We start from the raw sequence: 16,031 nt of genomic DNA on the forward strand, positions 1-16,031 counted from the left end.
CGGTTTTTACGTTTCAGTATCGCCGCAAATGAGAACCAGGTTCCGCAAGACCGCCCTCTGTCGTTGCTAGAATGCGCGGACCGGGCGGGGATAAGGGTGTCGAAACCCGGTGGACGAATGAAACGCATCAATAATAACGATCAAAAGGAAAGGACTATGAAGAAGGCTCTCTCAACTGGTTTTATGTCTCTTGTCATGGCTGCTGCCCTGTCGGCACCGGCCTCAGCATTGACTGTGGAAGGCGTGGATGTACCGGACACCTACTCAGCAATGGATACCGAACTGAAGCTCAATGGCGCGGGTACGCGTTCGAAGTGGTTCATGGATCTTTATGTGGGCGGTCTGTACGTGCCTGAAACCATTAATGATGGTCAGGCCATCATTAATGCCGACGAGCCCCAGGCCATCACCCTGCACATCATCTCCGGCATGATCACCAGTGAGCGTATGACAGAAGCCACCCTGGAAGGCTTCAAAGCCTCCACTGAGGGCGACATGGCGGCGATCCAGAACGACGTTGATCAGTTCATGGGCGTGTTCCAGGAAGAGATCAAGGAAGGTGACGTCTTTGATCTGGTGTACCTGCCTGGTGAGGGCGTAAAAGTGCTGAAGAACGGCAAGCACAAGGACACCTTGGGTGGACTGGCCTTCAAGAAGGCCCTGTTTGGCATCTGGCTGTCTGATAAGCCCGCTCAGCAGGACTTGAAAGAAAAGATGTTGGGTCAGCGGTAATCGTTGCAGCAAGTAGTAAGAAGCCGGCACTGAGTGCCGGCTTTTTTCGTTCTGATGCGGGGAGAATTGGCCCTGATCTGGTCTGCTACAGATACTCGCGCTTGTCCTTGAACTCGCACAGATCCTCAATGCTGCAGGCCCCGCACTTGGGCTTTCGGGCAGTGCAGGTGTAGCGCCCATGCAGGATCAGCCAGTGGTGGGCGTCCAGCAGGAATTCCTTCGGCACCAGCCGCATCAGGCGTTGCTCCACCTCCAGTACATTCTTGCCGGGGGCAATGCCAGTGCGGTTGGATACCCGGAAGATGTGGGTGTCCACGGCCATGGCCATGTGCCCGAAAGCGGTATTGAGCACCACGTTCGCGGTCTTGCGGCCGACACCGGGCAGGGCCTCCAGGTCTTCCCGACGCTCAGGCACCTGGCTGCCGTGCTTTTCGATCAGAATGCGGCAGGTCTTGATGACGTTTTCGGCTTTGCTGTTAAATAGGCCGATGGTCTTGATGTACTCCTTCAGCCCATCCACGCCCAGGGCCAGGATGGCCTCGGGAGTGTTGGCGACCGGGTACAGTTTGTCGGTGGCCTTGTTTACCCCAACGTCGGTAGCCTGGGCTGACAGAATCACGGCGATCAACAGCTCGAACGGCGTGTTGTAATTAAGCTCCGTGGTGGGATTGGGGTTTGCATCCCGCAGCCGGGTAAAGATTTCGGTTCTTTTTTGTTTGTTCATAGGAGCTGAGCTTCACCTTACCTGCGAATCAGGACACATGGCCGGTTACCCGAACCCGCTTGCTGCCGCTGGCGGACGGAGTCGGTTCGGCGAGTTTGCGTCGGGCTTCCAGGTGGTTGTCGATGCCGTTCTTGAGTGCGATGAGAAGGCCCAGACCAACAAAGGCGCCGGGTGGCAGCACCATGAACAGGACATCCGGATAGCTGTCAAATGGGCGAATAACCCAGTCCGCGGCCGCCGGGCCCAGCAACAGATTCATGTCCACAAATAATGTGCCCTGGCCAATCAGCTCGCGCATGCCGCCAAGCAGCACCAGCACAACCAGGAAACCCAGACCCATCATGACGCCATCAAGCAGTGCCGGCCCCGGACTGGTTTTCGAGGCAAAGGCATCGGCCCGGCCCAGAATCGCGCAGTTGGTGACGATCAGCGGAATGAAGATACCGAGAATCTGGTACAGCTCGTAGGTGAAGGCCTGCATCAACAGTTCGGCACAGGTCACGAAGGAGGCAATGATCATCACGAAGGCTGGCAGCCGCACCGACTCGCCGACAAAGTTACGGATCAGGGATACCGCAAGATTCGAGCCCATCAGCACCATCAGCGTTGCCAGGCCCAGGCCAATAGCGTTGACGACTGTGCTGGTGACTGCCAGCAGGGGGCACAGGCCGAGCACCTGAACCAGGGCCGGGTTGTTGGTCCAGAGACCGTCACGGATGATCTCGCGGGAGGTTTTGCTGGCCATGTCAGGAATGCTCCGCTGTGGTGGCTTGTCCGGCGATGGCTTCCGGTGTCAGGGCTTTGTCCCGGGGCGAGGGCGATTGTTTGGCTCGCGACCGGATCGCCTCCTGATTCAGGCGAAAGTACACCAGTGCCTCTTTCACCGCATTAACCACAGCTCGTGGCGTGATGGTGGCGCCGGTGAACTGGTCAAACACGCCGCCATTCTTCTTGACGGTCCAGTCCCGAAGCGGCGGCTCGCCCAGGGCGCGGCCATCGAAGCTGGTAATCCAGTCTGATTTTTTCAACTCAATCCGGTCGCCCAGGCCCGGGGTTTCCTTGTGGCTGGTAACGCGGACACCCAGCACGGTTCCCTGCAGGTCGATGCCCACCAGTAACCGGATATTCCCGGAATAGCCATCTGGCGCCACAATGGGCAGGATCAGGCCCACCGGCTCGCCGTTTTGGCGCGCTACCCAGGCCGTCATCTCGCCGTTGGTGGCGAGGATGTCGCTGGACGGAAGAGCGATGGTATCTCTTAGAAGTTCGTTGTCGTGGGCACTCTCCGGAATGATCTCGAACAGCGCCTTGGCTTCGGCTTTTGCCGCCTGTTCCTGAATCCGCTCGGCAGTAAGCGCCTGAGTCACCGCGATGGTGCCACCGGTAATCACCGCAAACAGCCCAAGACCTATGGCGCTGCGGCGGACGGAACTTGCCAGTGAAGCCATGAGTTACCCCTGAGTCCTGCCGGGCACACCGCGCCTGGCCTTGTGATGGCCATAGGTGCGGGGCGGCGTGTAGTGATCGATGAACGGCACCGCGAAATTCATCAGCAGCACGCTGAAGGCCACGGCATCGGGATAGCTGCCCCAGGTGCGGATGAGGTAGATCAGAACACCAATGCCCGCACCGTAGATCAGCTTGCCCTGGTGGCTGGTGGCGGCCGAGACCGGGTCGGTGGCGATGAAGAAGGCGCCCAGCATGGTGCCACCGGCCAGCAGGTGCAGCGACAGCGGCGCGTACTGGTCGGCGTTGCTGCCGAACGCCAGGCTCATGATCCCGAGTCCAGCAAGAAAGCTGACGGGAATGTGCCAGGTAATGATCCGCAGGCCAATCAGCATCAGACCGCCGGCCAGGAAGGCTGCATTCACCCATTCCCAGCCTCGGGCAACGCCGTCACCGAAACTGGGGTGGCTGGTTACCTCAGCGGCGGTGAGGCTGCCGATCTTGTGTTTGTATTCATCCAGCGGGGTTGCCATGGTCCAGCCATCAACAACGGTCTGTTGGGCCGATGCGATGGCTTGCAGGGTGTCGATGAAGCTTGGGGCGCCTTGCCAGAGCAGGGCGGGATCGGCCCAGTTGGTGGTCATGGCCACCGGAAACGAAATCAGTACCAGCGCGTAGCCCACCATCGCCGGATTAAACGGATTGGAGCCCAGACCGCCAAAAAGCTGTTTGGCCATCACGATGGCCGAGATAACGGCAATGCCAGACACCCACCAGGGCGCAAACTGGGGCAGCGAGAGCCCCAGCAACAGGCCGGTCACCGCTGCAGTGTTGTCTTTCAGGAAGAACGCTATGGGCTTGTTCCGGAGCTTCAGAATGGCCGCTTCACTGGCCAGTGCGACCGCAATGCACCACACCACATTGATCAGGTTGCCCCAACCAAAGAACAGCGTCTGGGCAAGCAGGCCGGGCAATGCCGCCAGGATTACCCAGAGCATGACTTGTGAGGTCGACCGGGCACGGCGGGCATGGGGTGAGGACTGTTGCGCAAATGCCATGAATAGTGAGCCTGAGATCGGTTAGTCGGGTGTTTGGGTTTCGGTGTTCCGGGCCAGCTGCTCGCGGGCTTCAGTCAGCGCTTTTTGCGCGCGGTTTACCCGGTCGTGATTCTTGGCAACGGCCCGTTCCAGTTTGTCCACGTTGTCGGCCTGCTGGGCTTTGGCGTCTTCCAGCATGCCCTGCATGGTTTCAAGTTTCGCCTGTGCCTGGGTCAGCTGCTTTTCCAGTGCCTCAAGATCGGGTTTTTCCACCGCTGGCTCCTTTGGCGTAGTATGAGGCGCAGCGGCAGGTTCCTTGGCGGTAGCGGCAGCCTCGGTCTTGGCCTTTTTGCGAGCGAGGGCCTGTTGCACCAATGCCGACTTGGCAGATCGCTCGTCTACGGCCTCGCCCTCGGCGGCGGCTTTCTCGGCCTCAGCTTTCTTCTTCGCCTGGGCTTCGGCCGCGGCCTTGGCCCGCTCTTTGCGCCGTAGTTCTTTTTCCTGCTGCTCCCGCTCCAGGCGTTCCTGGCGCGCTTCGAAACGCTCTCGGGCACGATCGGCCTTTAGCTGTTCTGCCCGCTGAACGCGGATTTCACCCTTGGCATAGCGGTAATACTGGACCAGCGGAATGGAGCTGGGGCAGACGTAGGAGCAGGCCCCGCATTCAATGCAGTCGAACAGATTGAGGTGTTCAGCCTTTTCAAACTCGGCGGCCTTGGAGTACCAGAACAGTTGCTGAGGCAACAGTTCCATGGGGCAGGCCTCGGCACACATGCCGCAGCGAATGCACGCCTGCTCCGGCGGCGGTGCCGGCAGCTCGCTGGTGGTGGCGGCAATGACGCAGTTGCTGGTTTTTACAACGGGCACGGCGGTGGTGGTCAGGGTGTAACCCATCATCGGGCCGCCCATCACCAGCCGGTTCACCTGATCCGGCTCCAGATCGGCTTGCTCCAGCAGGTGCTGGACCGGCGTGCCGATAAGAGCCTCGAAATTACCGGGCTCGCGCACTGCTTCACCGGTGATGGTAATGGTGCGGGAGATCAACGGCTTGCCTTCAAATATCAGCTGGGAGATCGCCACCGCTGTGCCGATGTTCTGGCACATCACCCCGATATCCGCGGGAATGCCGCCGCTGGGCACTTCCATGCCGGTGAGGATCTGTATCAGCTGTTTCTCGCCACCAGAAGGGTACTTGGTTGGTACGACCGCCAATTCTATCTGGGTGCCTTCTGTGGCGGCCCTGAGGGCGCCAATGGCCTCCGGCTTGTTGTCTTCAATACCAATCACGCAGCGTTCAGGTCGCAGCAGCCACGCCATCACTTTGAAGCCAGCTAGCACCTCCTCAGCCCGCTCGCGCATGGTCATGTCATCGGCGGTGATGTAGGGCTCGCACTCGGCACCGTTTAAAATCAGCGTTGCCACCATACGATCCCGGGGCGGGCGCAGTTTGATGTCGGTGGGGAAGCCGGCGCCGCCAAGGCCAGCGATGCCGGCGTCGCGAATCATATCCAGGACCTGATTCCGTTCCAGACTGCGGTAGTCGGCAACCGGTTGCAGCTCAACCCACTGATCTTCGCCGTCGGGGCGCAGAGTAATGCACCAGTCGGTCATGCCGGAGGGGTGTGGCACCGGTAGCTGGGCAATGCTCTCGATAATTCCGGAGGTGGGTGAATGTACCGGCACCCCCAGCCCATTGGTGACGTCGGCAATCTTCTCGCCTTTCAGCACCCGGTCACCGACCTTAACTAATGTGGTGGCAGGCTCACCAATGTGCTGCTGAAGGGGGAGGGTTAGACGCTCCGGCAGCGCGGCTACCCGGATTGGCCGGGCAGTGGACTGGTGCTTGTTCTCGGCCGGATGGATGCCGCCGCTAAAATCCCACAGTTGCGTCATCAGGCACTGGCTCCCTGGCGATCGGTGGCAATCACGCCACTGGTGGGCGGTGTCCAGGACCAGGTGCGGATATCGGGTTCGATGGTGATCATATCAATGCAGTCGACCGGGCAGGGATCGACGCACAGGTCGCAGCCGGTGCACTCGCTCTCGATAACCGTGTGCATGTGCTTGGCGGCACCGAGGATGGCATCTACGGGGCAGGCCTGAATGCATTTGGTGCAGCCGATGCATTCGTCTTCCCGGATCACGGCCACGCGCTTGGCCTGTTCGACACCGTGTTCGGCATCCAGGGGCTGGGGCTCAACGTCGAGCAGGTCGGCCAGGGCCTTGATGGTGGATTCACCGCCGGGTGGGCACTTGTTGATGGCGTCACCATCGGCAATGGATTCGGCGTATGGACGACAGCCAGGAAAGCCGCACTGGCCGCACTGGGTTTGCGGCAGTAACGAATCAATCTGCTCCACCAGGGGATTACCCTCAACCCGGAATCGCTCCGAGGCAAAACCCAGCAGGCCACCAAAGACCATGGCCAGAGCCAGCAGAACCAGAACAGCAATGATAATGCCCGTCCACATACAACCCGTCTCCGTTACACGCTGACCAGGCCGGTAAAGCCAAGGAAGGCCAGTGACATCAAGCCTGCGGTTACCATACCAATCGCAGCACCCCGGAACGCTACTGGCACATCGGACACCGCGATGCGCTCACGCATGGCGGCGAACAGCACCAATACCAGGGAGAAGCCGGCAGCCGCGCCGAAGCCGTACAGGACGGACTCAACAAAGTTGTTGTTCTTGTTGAGGTTCAGCAGTGCCACACCGAGTACCGCGCAATTCGTGGTGATCAACGGCAGGAAAATACCCAGCACCCGGTACAGCAGTGGGCTGGTCTTGCGCACCACCATCTCGGTGAACTGGACCACCACCGCAATCACCAGAATGAAGGTGATGGTTTTCAGGAACGCCAGGTCCAGCGGTGCCAGCAGGTAGGTGTAGGCGAGGTAACTGCACACCGATGACAGGGTCAGCACAAAGGTGGTCGCCAGCGACATGCCCATGGCGGTTTCCAGCTTGCCCGAAACCCCCATGAAGGGGCACAGGCCGAGAAACTGCACCAGCACGAAGTTGTTGACCAAAATTGTGCTGACCAGAATCAGCAAATACTCTGTCATCGGAGTGTCTCCGCCGTTATCGGTGCGTGTTCAGCACTTACATAATCCGCATGCCGGGCGTGGCACCGGAATCAGGCGAGAGGATGAAGATGTCCTCACCACCTGGCCCTGCGGCCAGCACCATGCCTTCGGACAGGCCGAACTTCATCTTCCGTGGCTTAAGGTTGGCGACCATCGCGGTTAGCCGTCCTTCCAGATCCTCGGGTTTGTAGGCCGACTTGATGCCCGCAAACACATTGCGCTCACCCTCACCAATGTCCAGGGTCAGGCGCAGCAGCTTATCGGCACCTTCAACGTGTTCTGCTTTGACAATCTTAGCGACCCGAAGGTCCACTTTCGCGAAATCGCCAAATTCAATCTCGTCCGCCACAGGCTCCAGGTCTGCTTTGGGCTCTGGCGCAGGTTTCCCGATTGCAGCCGGCAGCTCTTCCTTGGAAGCGTCGAGCATCTTCTCAATCTGTGCCATGTCCACCCGGTTCATCAGCGGCTTGAACTTGTTGATGCCGTGATTCTCCAGACGCTGCTCCCGGCCGTTCCAGTCCAGTTTGGCATTCAGGAAGGCTTCGGAAGCCTTGGCGGTTTCCGGCAGCACCGGCGCCAGGTAGGTCATCAGCAGGTGGAACATGTTGATGGCGTTGGTGCAGATGGCCTGCAGGTTCTCGTCCTGGCCTTCCTGCTTGGCAATCACCCAGGGCTGCTCGTCGTTGACGTACTGGTTGGCGATGTCCGCCAGTTCCATGATCCGACGCATGGCACGGCCGAATTCCCGGGCCTCGAAGAAGTCCTCGATCTCCTTGCCGGCCTCCACGAACTCGCGGATCTTGTCGTGTTCGGTGACGTTGCCCAGCTGTCCGTCGAAGCGCTTGGTGATGAAGCCGGCGCTGCGGCTGGCAATATTGACCACCTTGCCGACCAGGTCCGAGTTCACCCGGGCCGCGAAGTCTTCAAGGTTCAGGTCCATGTCATCGACGCCACCAGTGAGCTTGGCGGCGAAGTAGTAGCGCAGGTACTCCGGATTCAGATGGTCCAGGTAGGTGCGGGCCATGATGAAGGTGCCGCGGGACTTGGACATCTTTTTGCCGTTCACGGTTACAAATCCATGGGCCCAGACCGCGGTTGGCGTCCGGAAGCCGGCGTCGTGCAGCATGGACGGCCAGAACAGTGCGTGGAAGTTGATGATGTCCTTGCCGATGAAGTGATACACCTCGGCGGTGGAATCGGCCTTCCAGAAGTGCTCGAAATCGATGCCTTCGCGATTACACAGATTCTTGAAGCTGGCCAGGTAACCAATAGGCGCGTCCAGCCAGACATAGAAGTACTTGCCTGGTGCGTCTGGAATCTCAAACCCGAAGTAGGGTGCATCACGGCTGATGTCCCACTCTTGCAGACCAGCGTCCAGCCATTCGGCCAGTTTGTTGGCAACCTGGGGCTGGAGCGTGCCACTGCGGGTCCAGTTGGCCAGGAAATCGGCGAAGTCGGGCAACTTGAAGAAGTAGTGCTCGGACTCCTTCTCGATCGGTGTGGCACCGGATACGGCCGAACGCGGGTTGATCAGCTCCGCCGGGGTGTAGGTGGCACCACAGGCCTCACAGTTGTCGCCGTACTGGTCCTCGGTCTTGCACTTCGGGCAGGTGCCCTTGATGAAGCGGTCGGCCAGGAACATGTTCTTTTCCGGGTCGAAGGACTGGGTAATCTTGCGCGTGGCAATATGCCCGTTTTCCTGCAACTGACGGTAGATGTACTCGGAGAACTGACGGTTCTCCTCCGAGTGGGTGGTGTAATAGTTGTCGAAGCGGATATGGAACCCGGCAAAGTCCTGCTGGTGCTCATCGCGGATACGGTCAATCAGCTCCTCGGAGGTGATGCCTTCGCGCTCGGCGCGGAGCATAATGGCAGTGCCGTGGGCATCATCGGCGCAAACGTAGTAGCAATTCTGGCCCCGCATATTCTGGTAGCGCACCCAGATGTCGGTCTGAATGTATTCCAGCAGGTGGCCCAGATGAATGGGGCCATTGGCGTAGGGCAGGGCGCTGGTGACCAGAATATCGCGCTGTTGCTTTGGACTCGCTTGCGTCATGGTGTGTCCGAACCTTTCTTCAGAGTAGGGGTTGTGTGGTCAGAAACGGGCACAGATGATACCTTCCGAGCAGATATTTTTCACCCGAATCCCCTGATTCCGTGCTTAAAATGAAGCATGAGCTTATTCCGGAGAACCCGATGACACAGATTTCTGAGCAGGCCCTGCAAACGGCGATTCGCGAATACCGCGATCCGTATCTTCAGAAGGACCTGTACGAACTGGATGCCGTAAAGGCGTTGAACACCGATGAGGCCGGCAAGGTCACGCTGATGGTCGAGCTGCCGTACCCGTCCAAAGGCATTGCTGGCGCACTGAAGCAGCTGGTGTCGGTAGCTCTGGAAAACGTGGACGGCGTTGAAAGCGCCGACGTTCACGTCGGCCAGAAGATCCACTCCTACAAAGTTCAGAAAGAACTGCCATCGGTGCCAGGTGTGAAGAACATCATTGCCGTTGCCTCTGGCAAGGGCGGCGTTGGCAAATCCACCACCGCCGTCAACCTGGCCCTGGCCCTGAAGGCCGAAGGCGCCCGCGTCGGCATCCTGGATGCCGACATCTACGGCCCGAGCATTGGCATGATGCTGGGCGTGCCCGAAGGCAAACGCCCGGACACCCGTGAAAACAAATACTTCGTGCCCATGGAAGCCCACGGCCTCCAGGCCAACTCCATGGCCTTCGTGGTTACCGATAAAACCCCCATGGTCTGGCGTGGCCCAATGGTCAGCGGCGCGGTCATGCAGCTTCTGCAGCAGACTCTATGGAACGAGCTCGACTACCTGATCGTCGACATGCCGCCGGGTACCGGCGACATCCAGCTCACCCTGGCGCAGAAAGTGCCGGTGACCGGCGCGGTGATCGTCACCACGCCCCAGGACATCGCGCTGCTAGACGGCAAGAAAGGCATCGAAATGTTCCGTAAAGTCGACATCCCGGTGCTGGGTGTGGTCGAGAATATGAGCGTGCACATCTGCAGCAACTGCGGCCATGAAGAGCCTTTATTCGGCCACGGCGGCGGCGAACGCATCGCCGACGAGTACGACACTACGCTGCTGGGTCAGCTACCCCTGCACATGACTATCCGTGAACAGACCGACGGCGGCCAGCCCTCGGTGGTGGCCGAGCCGGATTCCGAAGTGGCACGCCGGTACCGGGATATTGCCCGCCGGGTAGGTGCCGAGCTCTCCACTCGCGAGCGTAACCTGACCGGTTCTATCTCCAGCGTGTCCGTTACCGAACACTGATTAGTCTTATCTGCGGCGGGCTTATCGAGAGCTCTGTCGCGGGCGCAGTAACTACCGGCCAAAAATGTCGAAGGCCAAGGATGGCCGAAGACAAGCGCACATGGACGTGCTCGTAGCGGTTTTTGGCCGGTAGTTGCTGTGACCGCAGCCCCCGATCTCGAAGCCACCGATGCCACCGATGCCACCCGCAAGACTTCGACACAACCCCAAGTAACGGGTAAACTACGCCCCAATTTTTCCAGTGATAACGAGACGTCACCCATGAGCATCAAATCCGATAAGTGGATTCGCAGAATGTCCGAGCAGCAGGGCATGATCGAACCGTTCGAAAGCGGTCAGGTCCGTGAATCTGAAAAGGGCCGTGTTATCTCCTACGGCACCTCCAGTTACGGTTACGACGTACGCTGCAGCAACGAATTCAAAATCTTCACCAACGTTCACTCCGCCACCGTCGACCCCAAAAACTTCGACGAAAACAGCTTCGTGAACTACACCGGTGACGTCTGCATCATTCCGCCGAATTCCTTCGCCCTGGCGCGCACCGTTGAGTACTTCCGCATCCCGCGCAGCGTACTCACCATCTGCCTTGGTAAATCCACCTACGCGCGTTGCGGCATCATCGTGAATGTCACACCGCTGGAGCCGGAGTGGGAAGGCCAGGTGACCCTGGAATTCTCCAACACCACCAACCTGCCGGCGAAAATCTACGCCAACGAAGGTGTGGCGCAGATGCTGTTCTTCGAATCCGACGAAGTTTGCGAAACCAGCTACAAAGACCGTGGCGGCAAATACCTGGGCCAAACCGGCGTGACCCTGCCCAGGACATGAACGCTAACCAGTTTCTGAAAGCCGTTTCCCAGCTGCAAGGATGGCGCGAATGCGCCTTCCTGCTGTCGCTCGCCGAGCGCTCATTCCCAAACTACGCCCTGTTTGCCGACGCCGTTGGCCTGAAAACCGGTGCCAAGATGCGGCAGATGCTGGACCAGGGCTGGAGCATGCTGCAAGAGGATGTCGCGGAATCCGCCATCCCCCAGCTCCTGGCCAAGCTTGAAGCCCTGTCTCCGGATGTTGAAGCCTACGACGCCTATGGCGTGTACCCGGCCTTCGATTTCTGCCAGCTGCTGGAACAGGCCCTGCTGAATCGCCTGAACCCGGCCAAACATCGCGCCACCGAGGCCTCCCAGATGGCCACCGGCACAGTGATGAGCTTCATCGAGATGTCCGAGGGCGATGAGCTCGATGAGGACGGACTGGTACGCCTGCTGGAGGTGCACCCGTTGATGAAAGAAGACAAAGCCTTTCAGCGTGAACTGGTGCTGGCCCTGAAGCGTCAGCGCACCCCCACCCAGCAGTTTACCGAAGGCCTCCGCGTCGATGCCGCCAACGACGGCGTCAGCAATCTGGGAATTTCCCTGACCGAATAACGGCACAGCAAGCCGCTCACCAAAAGAGCGGCTAGACTGTCGCTGCCACAGAACGATAAATTTACCGGGTGTGCATAACGGATTTTACGCCATGAAGCTCTCTGCATTTGGTCGCAAGTTTACCGCCGATGCCGGCATAACCTCATTGATGGACGATCTCGGAAACGCCATGGCGTCCGGTGACGACATGATCATGATGGGGGGCGGTAACCCCGGGCACATACCGGAAATCCAGGAGCGCGTGCAGGAAATTCTGGCCAATATCAGCCAGAGCGAATCCGACGTCCGCCGTTTGGTTGGAGTCTATGATCCGCCCCAGGGCGAGAAGCAGTTTATTGCCGCGCTGGCAGAGCTGCTCAGCCGGGAATACGGCTGGGACCTGGAGCCGGAAAACATCGCCCTGACCAACGGCAGCCAGGCGGCCTTCTTCATGTTGTTCAACATGTTCGGCGGCGACTACGGAAACGGTCAGCACAAGCACATTCTCTTGCCTTTGGCGCCGGAGTACATCGGCTACGCCGATGCCGGTATCGAGCCGGGCCTGTTTCGCGCCGTTCAGCCGGACATCTCCTTTACCGATGCCCACGAATTCAAGTACCGGGTCGATTTTGATGCTGTGGAAGTGACCGGTGAGACCGGGGCCATTTGCGTATCCCGGCCCACCAACCCGACCGGCAACGTGATCACCGACGACGAGCTGGCACGACTGGAAGTTCTCGCTCGCGAGCACGATGTGCCCCTGATCGTCGACGGCGCCTACGGCACGCCGTTCCCCAGCCTGCTGTTTGTGGACGCCGAGCCGACCTGGAATGAGCAGATTATTCTCTGCCTGAGCCTGTCCAAGCTGGGGATGCCCGCGGCCCGAACCGGCATCGTGATTGCCGCGAAGCCGGTCATCAAGGCGCTGTCAGGGGTGAATGCGATCATGAACCTGGCTACTGGCAGTTTTGGCGCCATGCTGGCGGAACCACTGGTGCGCTCCGGAGACCTGCTGTCACTGAGCCGGGATGTGGTGTGTCCGTTCTACAAGGCGAAGATGGAAAAGGCAGTGGCGGCGTTCCGTGACGCCATGGGCGAGGACAACTGCCGCTGGTACATCCACAAGCCCGAGGGCGCCATGTTCCTGTGGCTGTGGTTCCCGGACCTGCCCATTACCAGTTTGGAGTTGTACGAGCGGTTGAAGACACGCGGTGTCCTGGTGGTGTCCGGGCACTATTTCTTCCCAGGCCTGCCCGAGGATGACTGGCAGCATCGGCACGAATGCCTGCGGGTTACCTATTCCCAGGACGACGAGCGAGTAGCAGAAGGGCTCCGGATTATTGCCGACGAGGTCAAAGCGGTTTGGGCGGAAGCGGGGAAGAGCGCCTAGCCGCCCAGGTCGGACCGGTTCAGTCGGAGTTCGTAGCGACTGCCATCGGGTTCAGTCTGGAGCAGTCGCACCAGCAGGAAATCTTCGTCCGGTGCAAACCACATAAGAGTTTCGCGCTTGGAGCCTTTATCCCGTACTTTCTCGGCTTTCAACGTGGTGATGGAGCCCCGGTTGGTTTTCATGGGCTCCTGATCGAGTACGGCGAATCGGTCCTCATCGTAATCGTCGCCATCAATCACCTGATAGGTGATATCGCGCTTGCCGGATTTGATGTCCTGGCTCAGTTGCAGTTGGAATCCGAGCGGGTCCAGCGCGCCTTCACGTAGTTCCAGTTTGAACGGCTCGCCCTCATCCTTGCCGGTGGCGACTCCGGCATCCCAATCGAAATCAATGCTCTGTTCACGATCCTTGATCAGGAAGCCCGATAGCCGGTAACGGTAGCGCAGTGGGATAACCTGGTTGTTTTCCCATTTCAGGATCAGGGATTCATCGATATTGGCGATGAACGAGTCCACATCGGTCCGGTACAGCCAAACGTTTCCGGTTTTTTTGGTCAGCGTCCGCTTGGCGGTGCCGTTCAGGGTGATGCCCTTGTCCATGGCCGCGGTGTAGGTGACCTCATAGGGGGCAAGTTCGGCGCCGGGTTGCTGGGCGTCCTTGGGCGGCTGGGTGTCTTCAGAAGGCTCGTTGGCCAGGGTGGGAGCCGTGAACAGTCCAAGGGTTAGCAGGATGGCGGCTCGGCGGGTAGAGGATTTTGTGGTGGTGCGATTCAAATACATATCGGGTAACCCTGGAAAAGCTGTCTTTTATGGCGACAGTTTAGCGGGTTACCCGATAGTGCAAGATGACAATACGTTCAGGGTGCGACTCAGTTATCAGGCAACCGCATCGGTTTTTTCAGTAATTCACCGTCGAAGGTGACGTAATCGCTGCCCAGCTGAATACGGCCTTCACAGAACCAGCGTACAACGATCGGGTAAAGGATGTGTTCCTTTTCCTGAACTTTTTCCGCCAGACTCTCGGCCGTGTCATCCGGTGCCACGGCAACCTCTGCCTGGGCAATGAGCGGGCCGCCATCAAGCTCCTCAGTGACAAAGTGCACTGACACGCCGTGCAGGGTGTCGCCGGCATCAAGGGCTCTCTGATGGGTGTTCAGGCCGGTGTATTTTGGCAGCAGAGACGGATGGATGTTGAGCAGCTGGCCGCGGAAGGCACGAACAAAGTCCGTGGTCAGGATCCGCATAAAGCCGGCCAGCACCACCAGATCGGGGTTGTGACGCCGGATTTCCTGCATAAGGGCACCATCGAACTGCTCACGGGAGTCGTACTTAGTGTGGTCGACCACGAAGGTTTCGATGTGAGCCTGGGTCGCGCGTTCCAGTGCGAAGGCGTTTGGGCGGTTACAGCCGACCGCAGCGATCTGGCCCGGGAAATCCCGCTCCCGGCTGGCCTCAATCAGTGCCTGCAGATTGGTGCCGCTGCCTGAAGCCAGCACGAGGATGGTGGGCAAGGGGGGCTGATCTGCATTCATGCCGACACAAGTCCCGGTGCGTAGCGCACAGTCGGTTCGTCGTCGAGGTCGCCAGCGCTTTCAACCACGCCAACCTGCCAGGCGTTTTCACCCTGTGCTTTCAGGGTGTCCAGCGCCAGGTCTTTATGCTCGGCTGGCACGCAGACAATCATGCCAATGCCGCAGTTGAATGTGCGGTACATTTCTTCGTCAGCAACTCCACCGGCTTCCTTGAGCCACTGGAAAACCGGAGGCAGGGTCCAGCTGGCGGTGTCGATTGCCGCCACGCAGCCATTCGGCATTACCCGGGGAATATTCTCTGGCAGGCCGCCGCCGGTGATGTGGGACATGGCGCGTACATCCACCTGGCGGATCAGCTGCAGCAGGTTTTTGACGTAAATCCGGGTTGGAGCCATTAACGCATTGGCCAGGGTAGTATCGCCCATCGGCTGGTCCAAATCGGCGTTGCTGACGTCGATGATCTTGCGAATCAATGAATAGCCGTTGGAGTGGGGGCCGGAGGAGCCCAGCGCCAGCAGGACGTCGCCGTTCTGAACCCGGCTGCCATCGATGATGTCAGCGCGTTCGGCGATACCAACGCAAAAGCCGGCCAAATCGTAGTCGTCGCCTTCATACATGCCCGGCATTTCCGCGGTTTCACCGCCTACCAGAGCGCACCCAGACTGTTCGCAGCCCTCACCAATGCCTTCCACAACCTGGGTCGCAACCTCGACGTTGAGCTTGCCCGTCGCGTAGTAATCCAGGAAAAACAGAGGCTCGGCACCACCCACGATCAGGTCGTTCACACACATGGCCACCAGATCGATGCCGATGCTGTCGTGTTTTTGCAGCTGCATGGCCAAGCGCAGCTTTGTGCCCACGCCATCGGTTCCGGATACCAGGACTGGCTCCTTGTATCCAGCGGGGATGGAGACCATGGCGCCAAACCCGCCCAGGCCGCCTAGCACTTCCGGGCGTTTGGTGCGCGCGGCAGTCTGCTTTATGCGGTTTACGAGTTCGTTGCCTGCGTCAATGTCAACGCCGGCATCGCGGTAGGTCAGGGAGGGCTTCTGTTCGCTCATGGTGTGCTTTCACCGTTGGCCAATGGGTAAGGCGGCGGATTTTAACAGGTGAGGTGAGGCGCTCCAACCTGTTATTCCCCGTATGGCCTCTGGGACAGGGCGGGGTACGGGCAAGGCTTTGGCATTATTGCTTTTATGAAACTCGGGGCCGCTACTCACACTTATGGCCATGGTGTATCCTATGCGCCATTCATGCGAACTGCAGGGTGTTTCATGTCAGTATCAGGACGAAAATCGGCACGCCAGTCCGGACCGGTAGCGTGGCTTGCATTACTGGGGCTTATGGTTGCGTCTTTGTGCGCCCCCGTCTCGGCGGTGACCG

16 protein-coding genes are annotated in these 16,031 nt (G+C 59.3%); 5 read left to right on the plus strand and 11 right to left on the minus strand.

Annotated elements, in window-relative coordinates; all coding sequences use genetic code 11:
• The first annotated feature begins 156 nt into the window (after window positions 1–156).
• Window positions 157–732: a chalcone isomerase family protein gene (locus QUE89_RS06690; protein WP_286222430.1), complete on the plus strand. Its 576-nt coding sequence runs from the start codon at window positions 157–159 to the stop codon at window positions 730–732.
• A gap of 85 nt (window positions 733–817) precedes the next feature.
• On the opposite strand, the gene nth is transcribed toward QUE89_RS06690, so the two are convergent.
• The 8 genes from nth to metG are packed head-to-tail and all read right to left on the minus strand — an operon-like array spanning window position 818 to window position 9,083.
• A complete protein-coding gene (gene nth / locus QUE89_RS06695) occupies window positions 818–1,456 on the minus strand; it encodes an endonuclease III (RefSeq protein ID WP_286222431.1) in 639 nt (212 codons plus the stop codon).
• A 28-nt stretch (window positions 1,457–1,484) separates the two neighbouring features.
• Window positions 1,485–2,201, minus strand: coding sequence for an electron transport complex subunit E (locus QUE89_RS06700; protein WP_286222432.1), 717 nt, complete (start codon window positions 2,199–2,201; stop codon window positions 1,485–1,487).
• A gap of 1 nt (window position 2,202) precedes the next feature.
• A complete protein-coding gene (gene rsxG, locus QUE89_RS06705) occupies window positions 2,203–2,904 on the minus strand; it encodes an electron transport complex subunit RsxG (protein ID WP_286222433.1) in 702 nt (233 codons plus the stop codon).
• A gap of 3 nt (window positions 2,905–2,907) precedes the next feature.
• Window positions 2,908–3,960 (minus strand): electron transport complex subunit RsxD, encoded by a 1,053-nt coding sequence (gene rsxD, locus QUE89_RS06710; protein ID WP_286222434.1) that lies wholly within the window; start codon window positions 3,958–3,960, stop codon window positions 2,908–2,910.
• 21 nt (window positions 3,961–3,981) lie between these two features.
• Entirely contained in the window at window positions 3,982–5,832 is a 1,851-nt protein-coding gene (gene rsxC, locus QUE89_RS06715; protein ID WP_286222435.1) for an electron transport complex subunit RsxC, read from the minus strand.
• A complete protein-coding gene (gene rsxB / locus QUE89_RS06720; RefSeq protein ID WP_286222436.1) occupies window positions 5,832–6,410 on the minus strand; it encodes an electron transport complex subunit RsxB in 579 nt (192 codons plus the stop codon). The genes rsxC and rsxB overlap by 1 nt, the downstream gene beginning before the upstream one ends.
• Before the next feature lie 14 nt (window positions 6,411–6,424).
• Window positions 6,425–7,006: an electron transport complex subunit RsxA gene (rsxA, locus tag QUE89_RS06725; protein ID WP_041342626.1), complete on the minus strand. Its 582-nt coding sequence runs from the start codon at window positions 7,004–7,006 to the stop codon at window positions 6,425–6,427.
• Window positions 7,007–7,043: 37 nt separating this feature from the next.
• On the minus strand, window positions 7,044–9,083 hold the full coding sequence (gene metG / locus QUE89_RS06730; RefSeq protein WP_286222437.1) for a methionine--tRNA ligase: 2,040 nt from the start codon (window positions 9,081–9,083) through the stop codon (window positions 7,044–7,046).
• 140 nt (window positions 9,084–9,223) lie between these two features.
• Between metG and apbC the strand changes: the two genes are divergently transcribed.
• The 4 genes from apbC to QUE89_RS06750 all read left to right on the plus strand — a co-directional run bounded on the left by apbC (window position 9,224) and on the right by QUE89_RS06750 (window position 13,117).
• Complete coding sequence (apbC, locus tag QUE89_RS06735; protein WP_286222438.1) at window positions 9,224–10,324, plus strand: iron-sulfur cluster carrier protein ApbC; 1,101 nt, start codon at window positions 9,224–9,226, stop codon at window positions 10,322–10,324.
• Window positions 10,325–10,585: 261 nt separating this feature from the next.
• Window positions 10,586–11,152 (plus strand): dCTP deaminase, encoded by a 567-nt coding sequence (dcd, locus tag QUE89_RS06740; protein ID WP_041342620.1) that lies wholly within the window; start codon window positions 10,586–10,588, stop codon window positions 11,150–11,152.
• On the plus strand, window positions 11,149–11,748 hold the full coding sequence (locus QUE89_RS06745) for a YjaG family protein (RefSeq protein WP_286222439.1): 600 nt from the start codon (window positions 11,149–11,151) through the stop codon (window positions 11,746–11,748). Before dcd ends, QUE89_RS06745 begins: the two co-directional genes overlap by 4 nt.
• A 91-nt stretch (window positions 11,749–11,839) precedes the next feature.
• Complete coding sequence (locus QUE89_RS06750) at window positions 11,840–13,117, plus strand: valine--pyruvate transaminase (protein WP_286222440.1); 1,278 nt, start codon at window positions 11,840–11,842, stop codon at window positions 13,115–13,117.
• Here the strand turns inward: QUE89_RS06750 and QUE89_RS06755 are convergent.
• The 3 genes from QUE89_RS06755 to purM form a co-directional block, all read right to left on the minus strand.
• Window positions 13,114–13,896 (minus strand): DUF3108 domain-containing protein, encoded by a 783-nt coding sequence (locus tag QUE89_RS06755; protein WP_286222441.1) that lies wholly within the window; start codon window positions 13,894–13,896, stop codon window positions 13,114–13,116. The two genes, QUE89_RS06750 and QUE89_RS06755, sit on opposite strands and share 4 nt — an antisense overlap.
• 89 nt (window positions 13,897–13,985) lie before the next feature.
• Complete coding sequence (gene purN, locus QUE89_RS06760; protein WP_286222442.1) at window positions 13,986–14,648, minus strand: phosphoribosylglycinamide formyltransferase; 663 nt, start codon at window positions 14,646–14,648, stop codon at window positions 13,986–13,988.
• On the minus strand, window positions 14,645–15,709 hold the full coding sequence (gene purM, locus QUE89_RS06765) for a phosphoribosylformylglycinamidine cyclo-ligase (RefSeq protein WP_286222443.1): 1,065 nt from the start codon (window positions 15,707–15,709) through the stop codon (window positions 14,645–14,647). Before purM ends, purN begins: the two co-directional genes overlap by 4 nt.
• Window positions 15,710–16,031: the final 322 nt, after the last annotated feature.

The sequence above is a fragment of the Marinobacter sp. LA51 genome (assembly GCF_030297175.1).
GTDB classification, from domain to species: Bacteria; Pseudomonadota; Gammaproteobacteria; order Pseudomonadales; family Oleiphilaceae; genus Marinobacter; species Marinobacter apostichopi.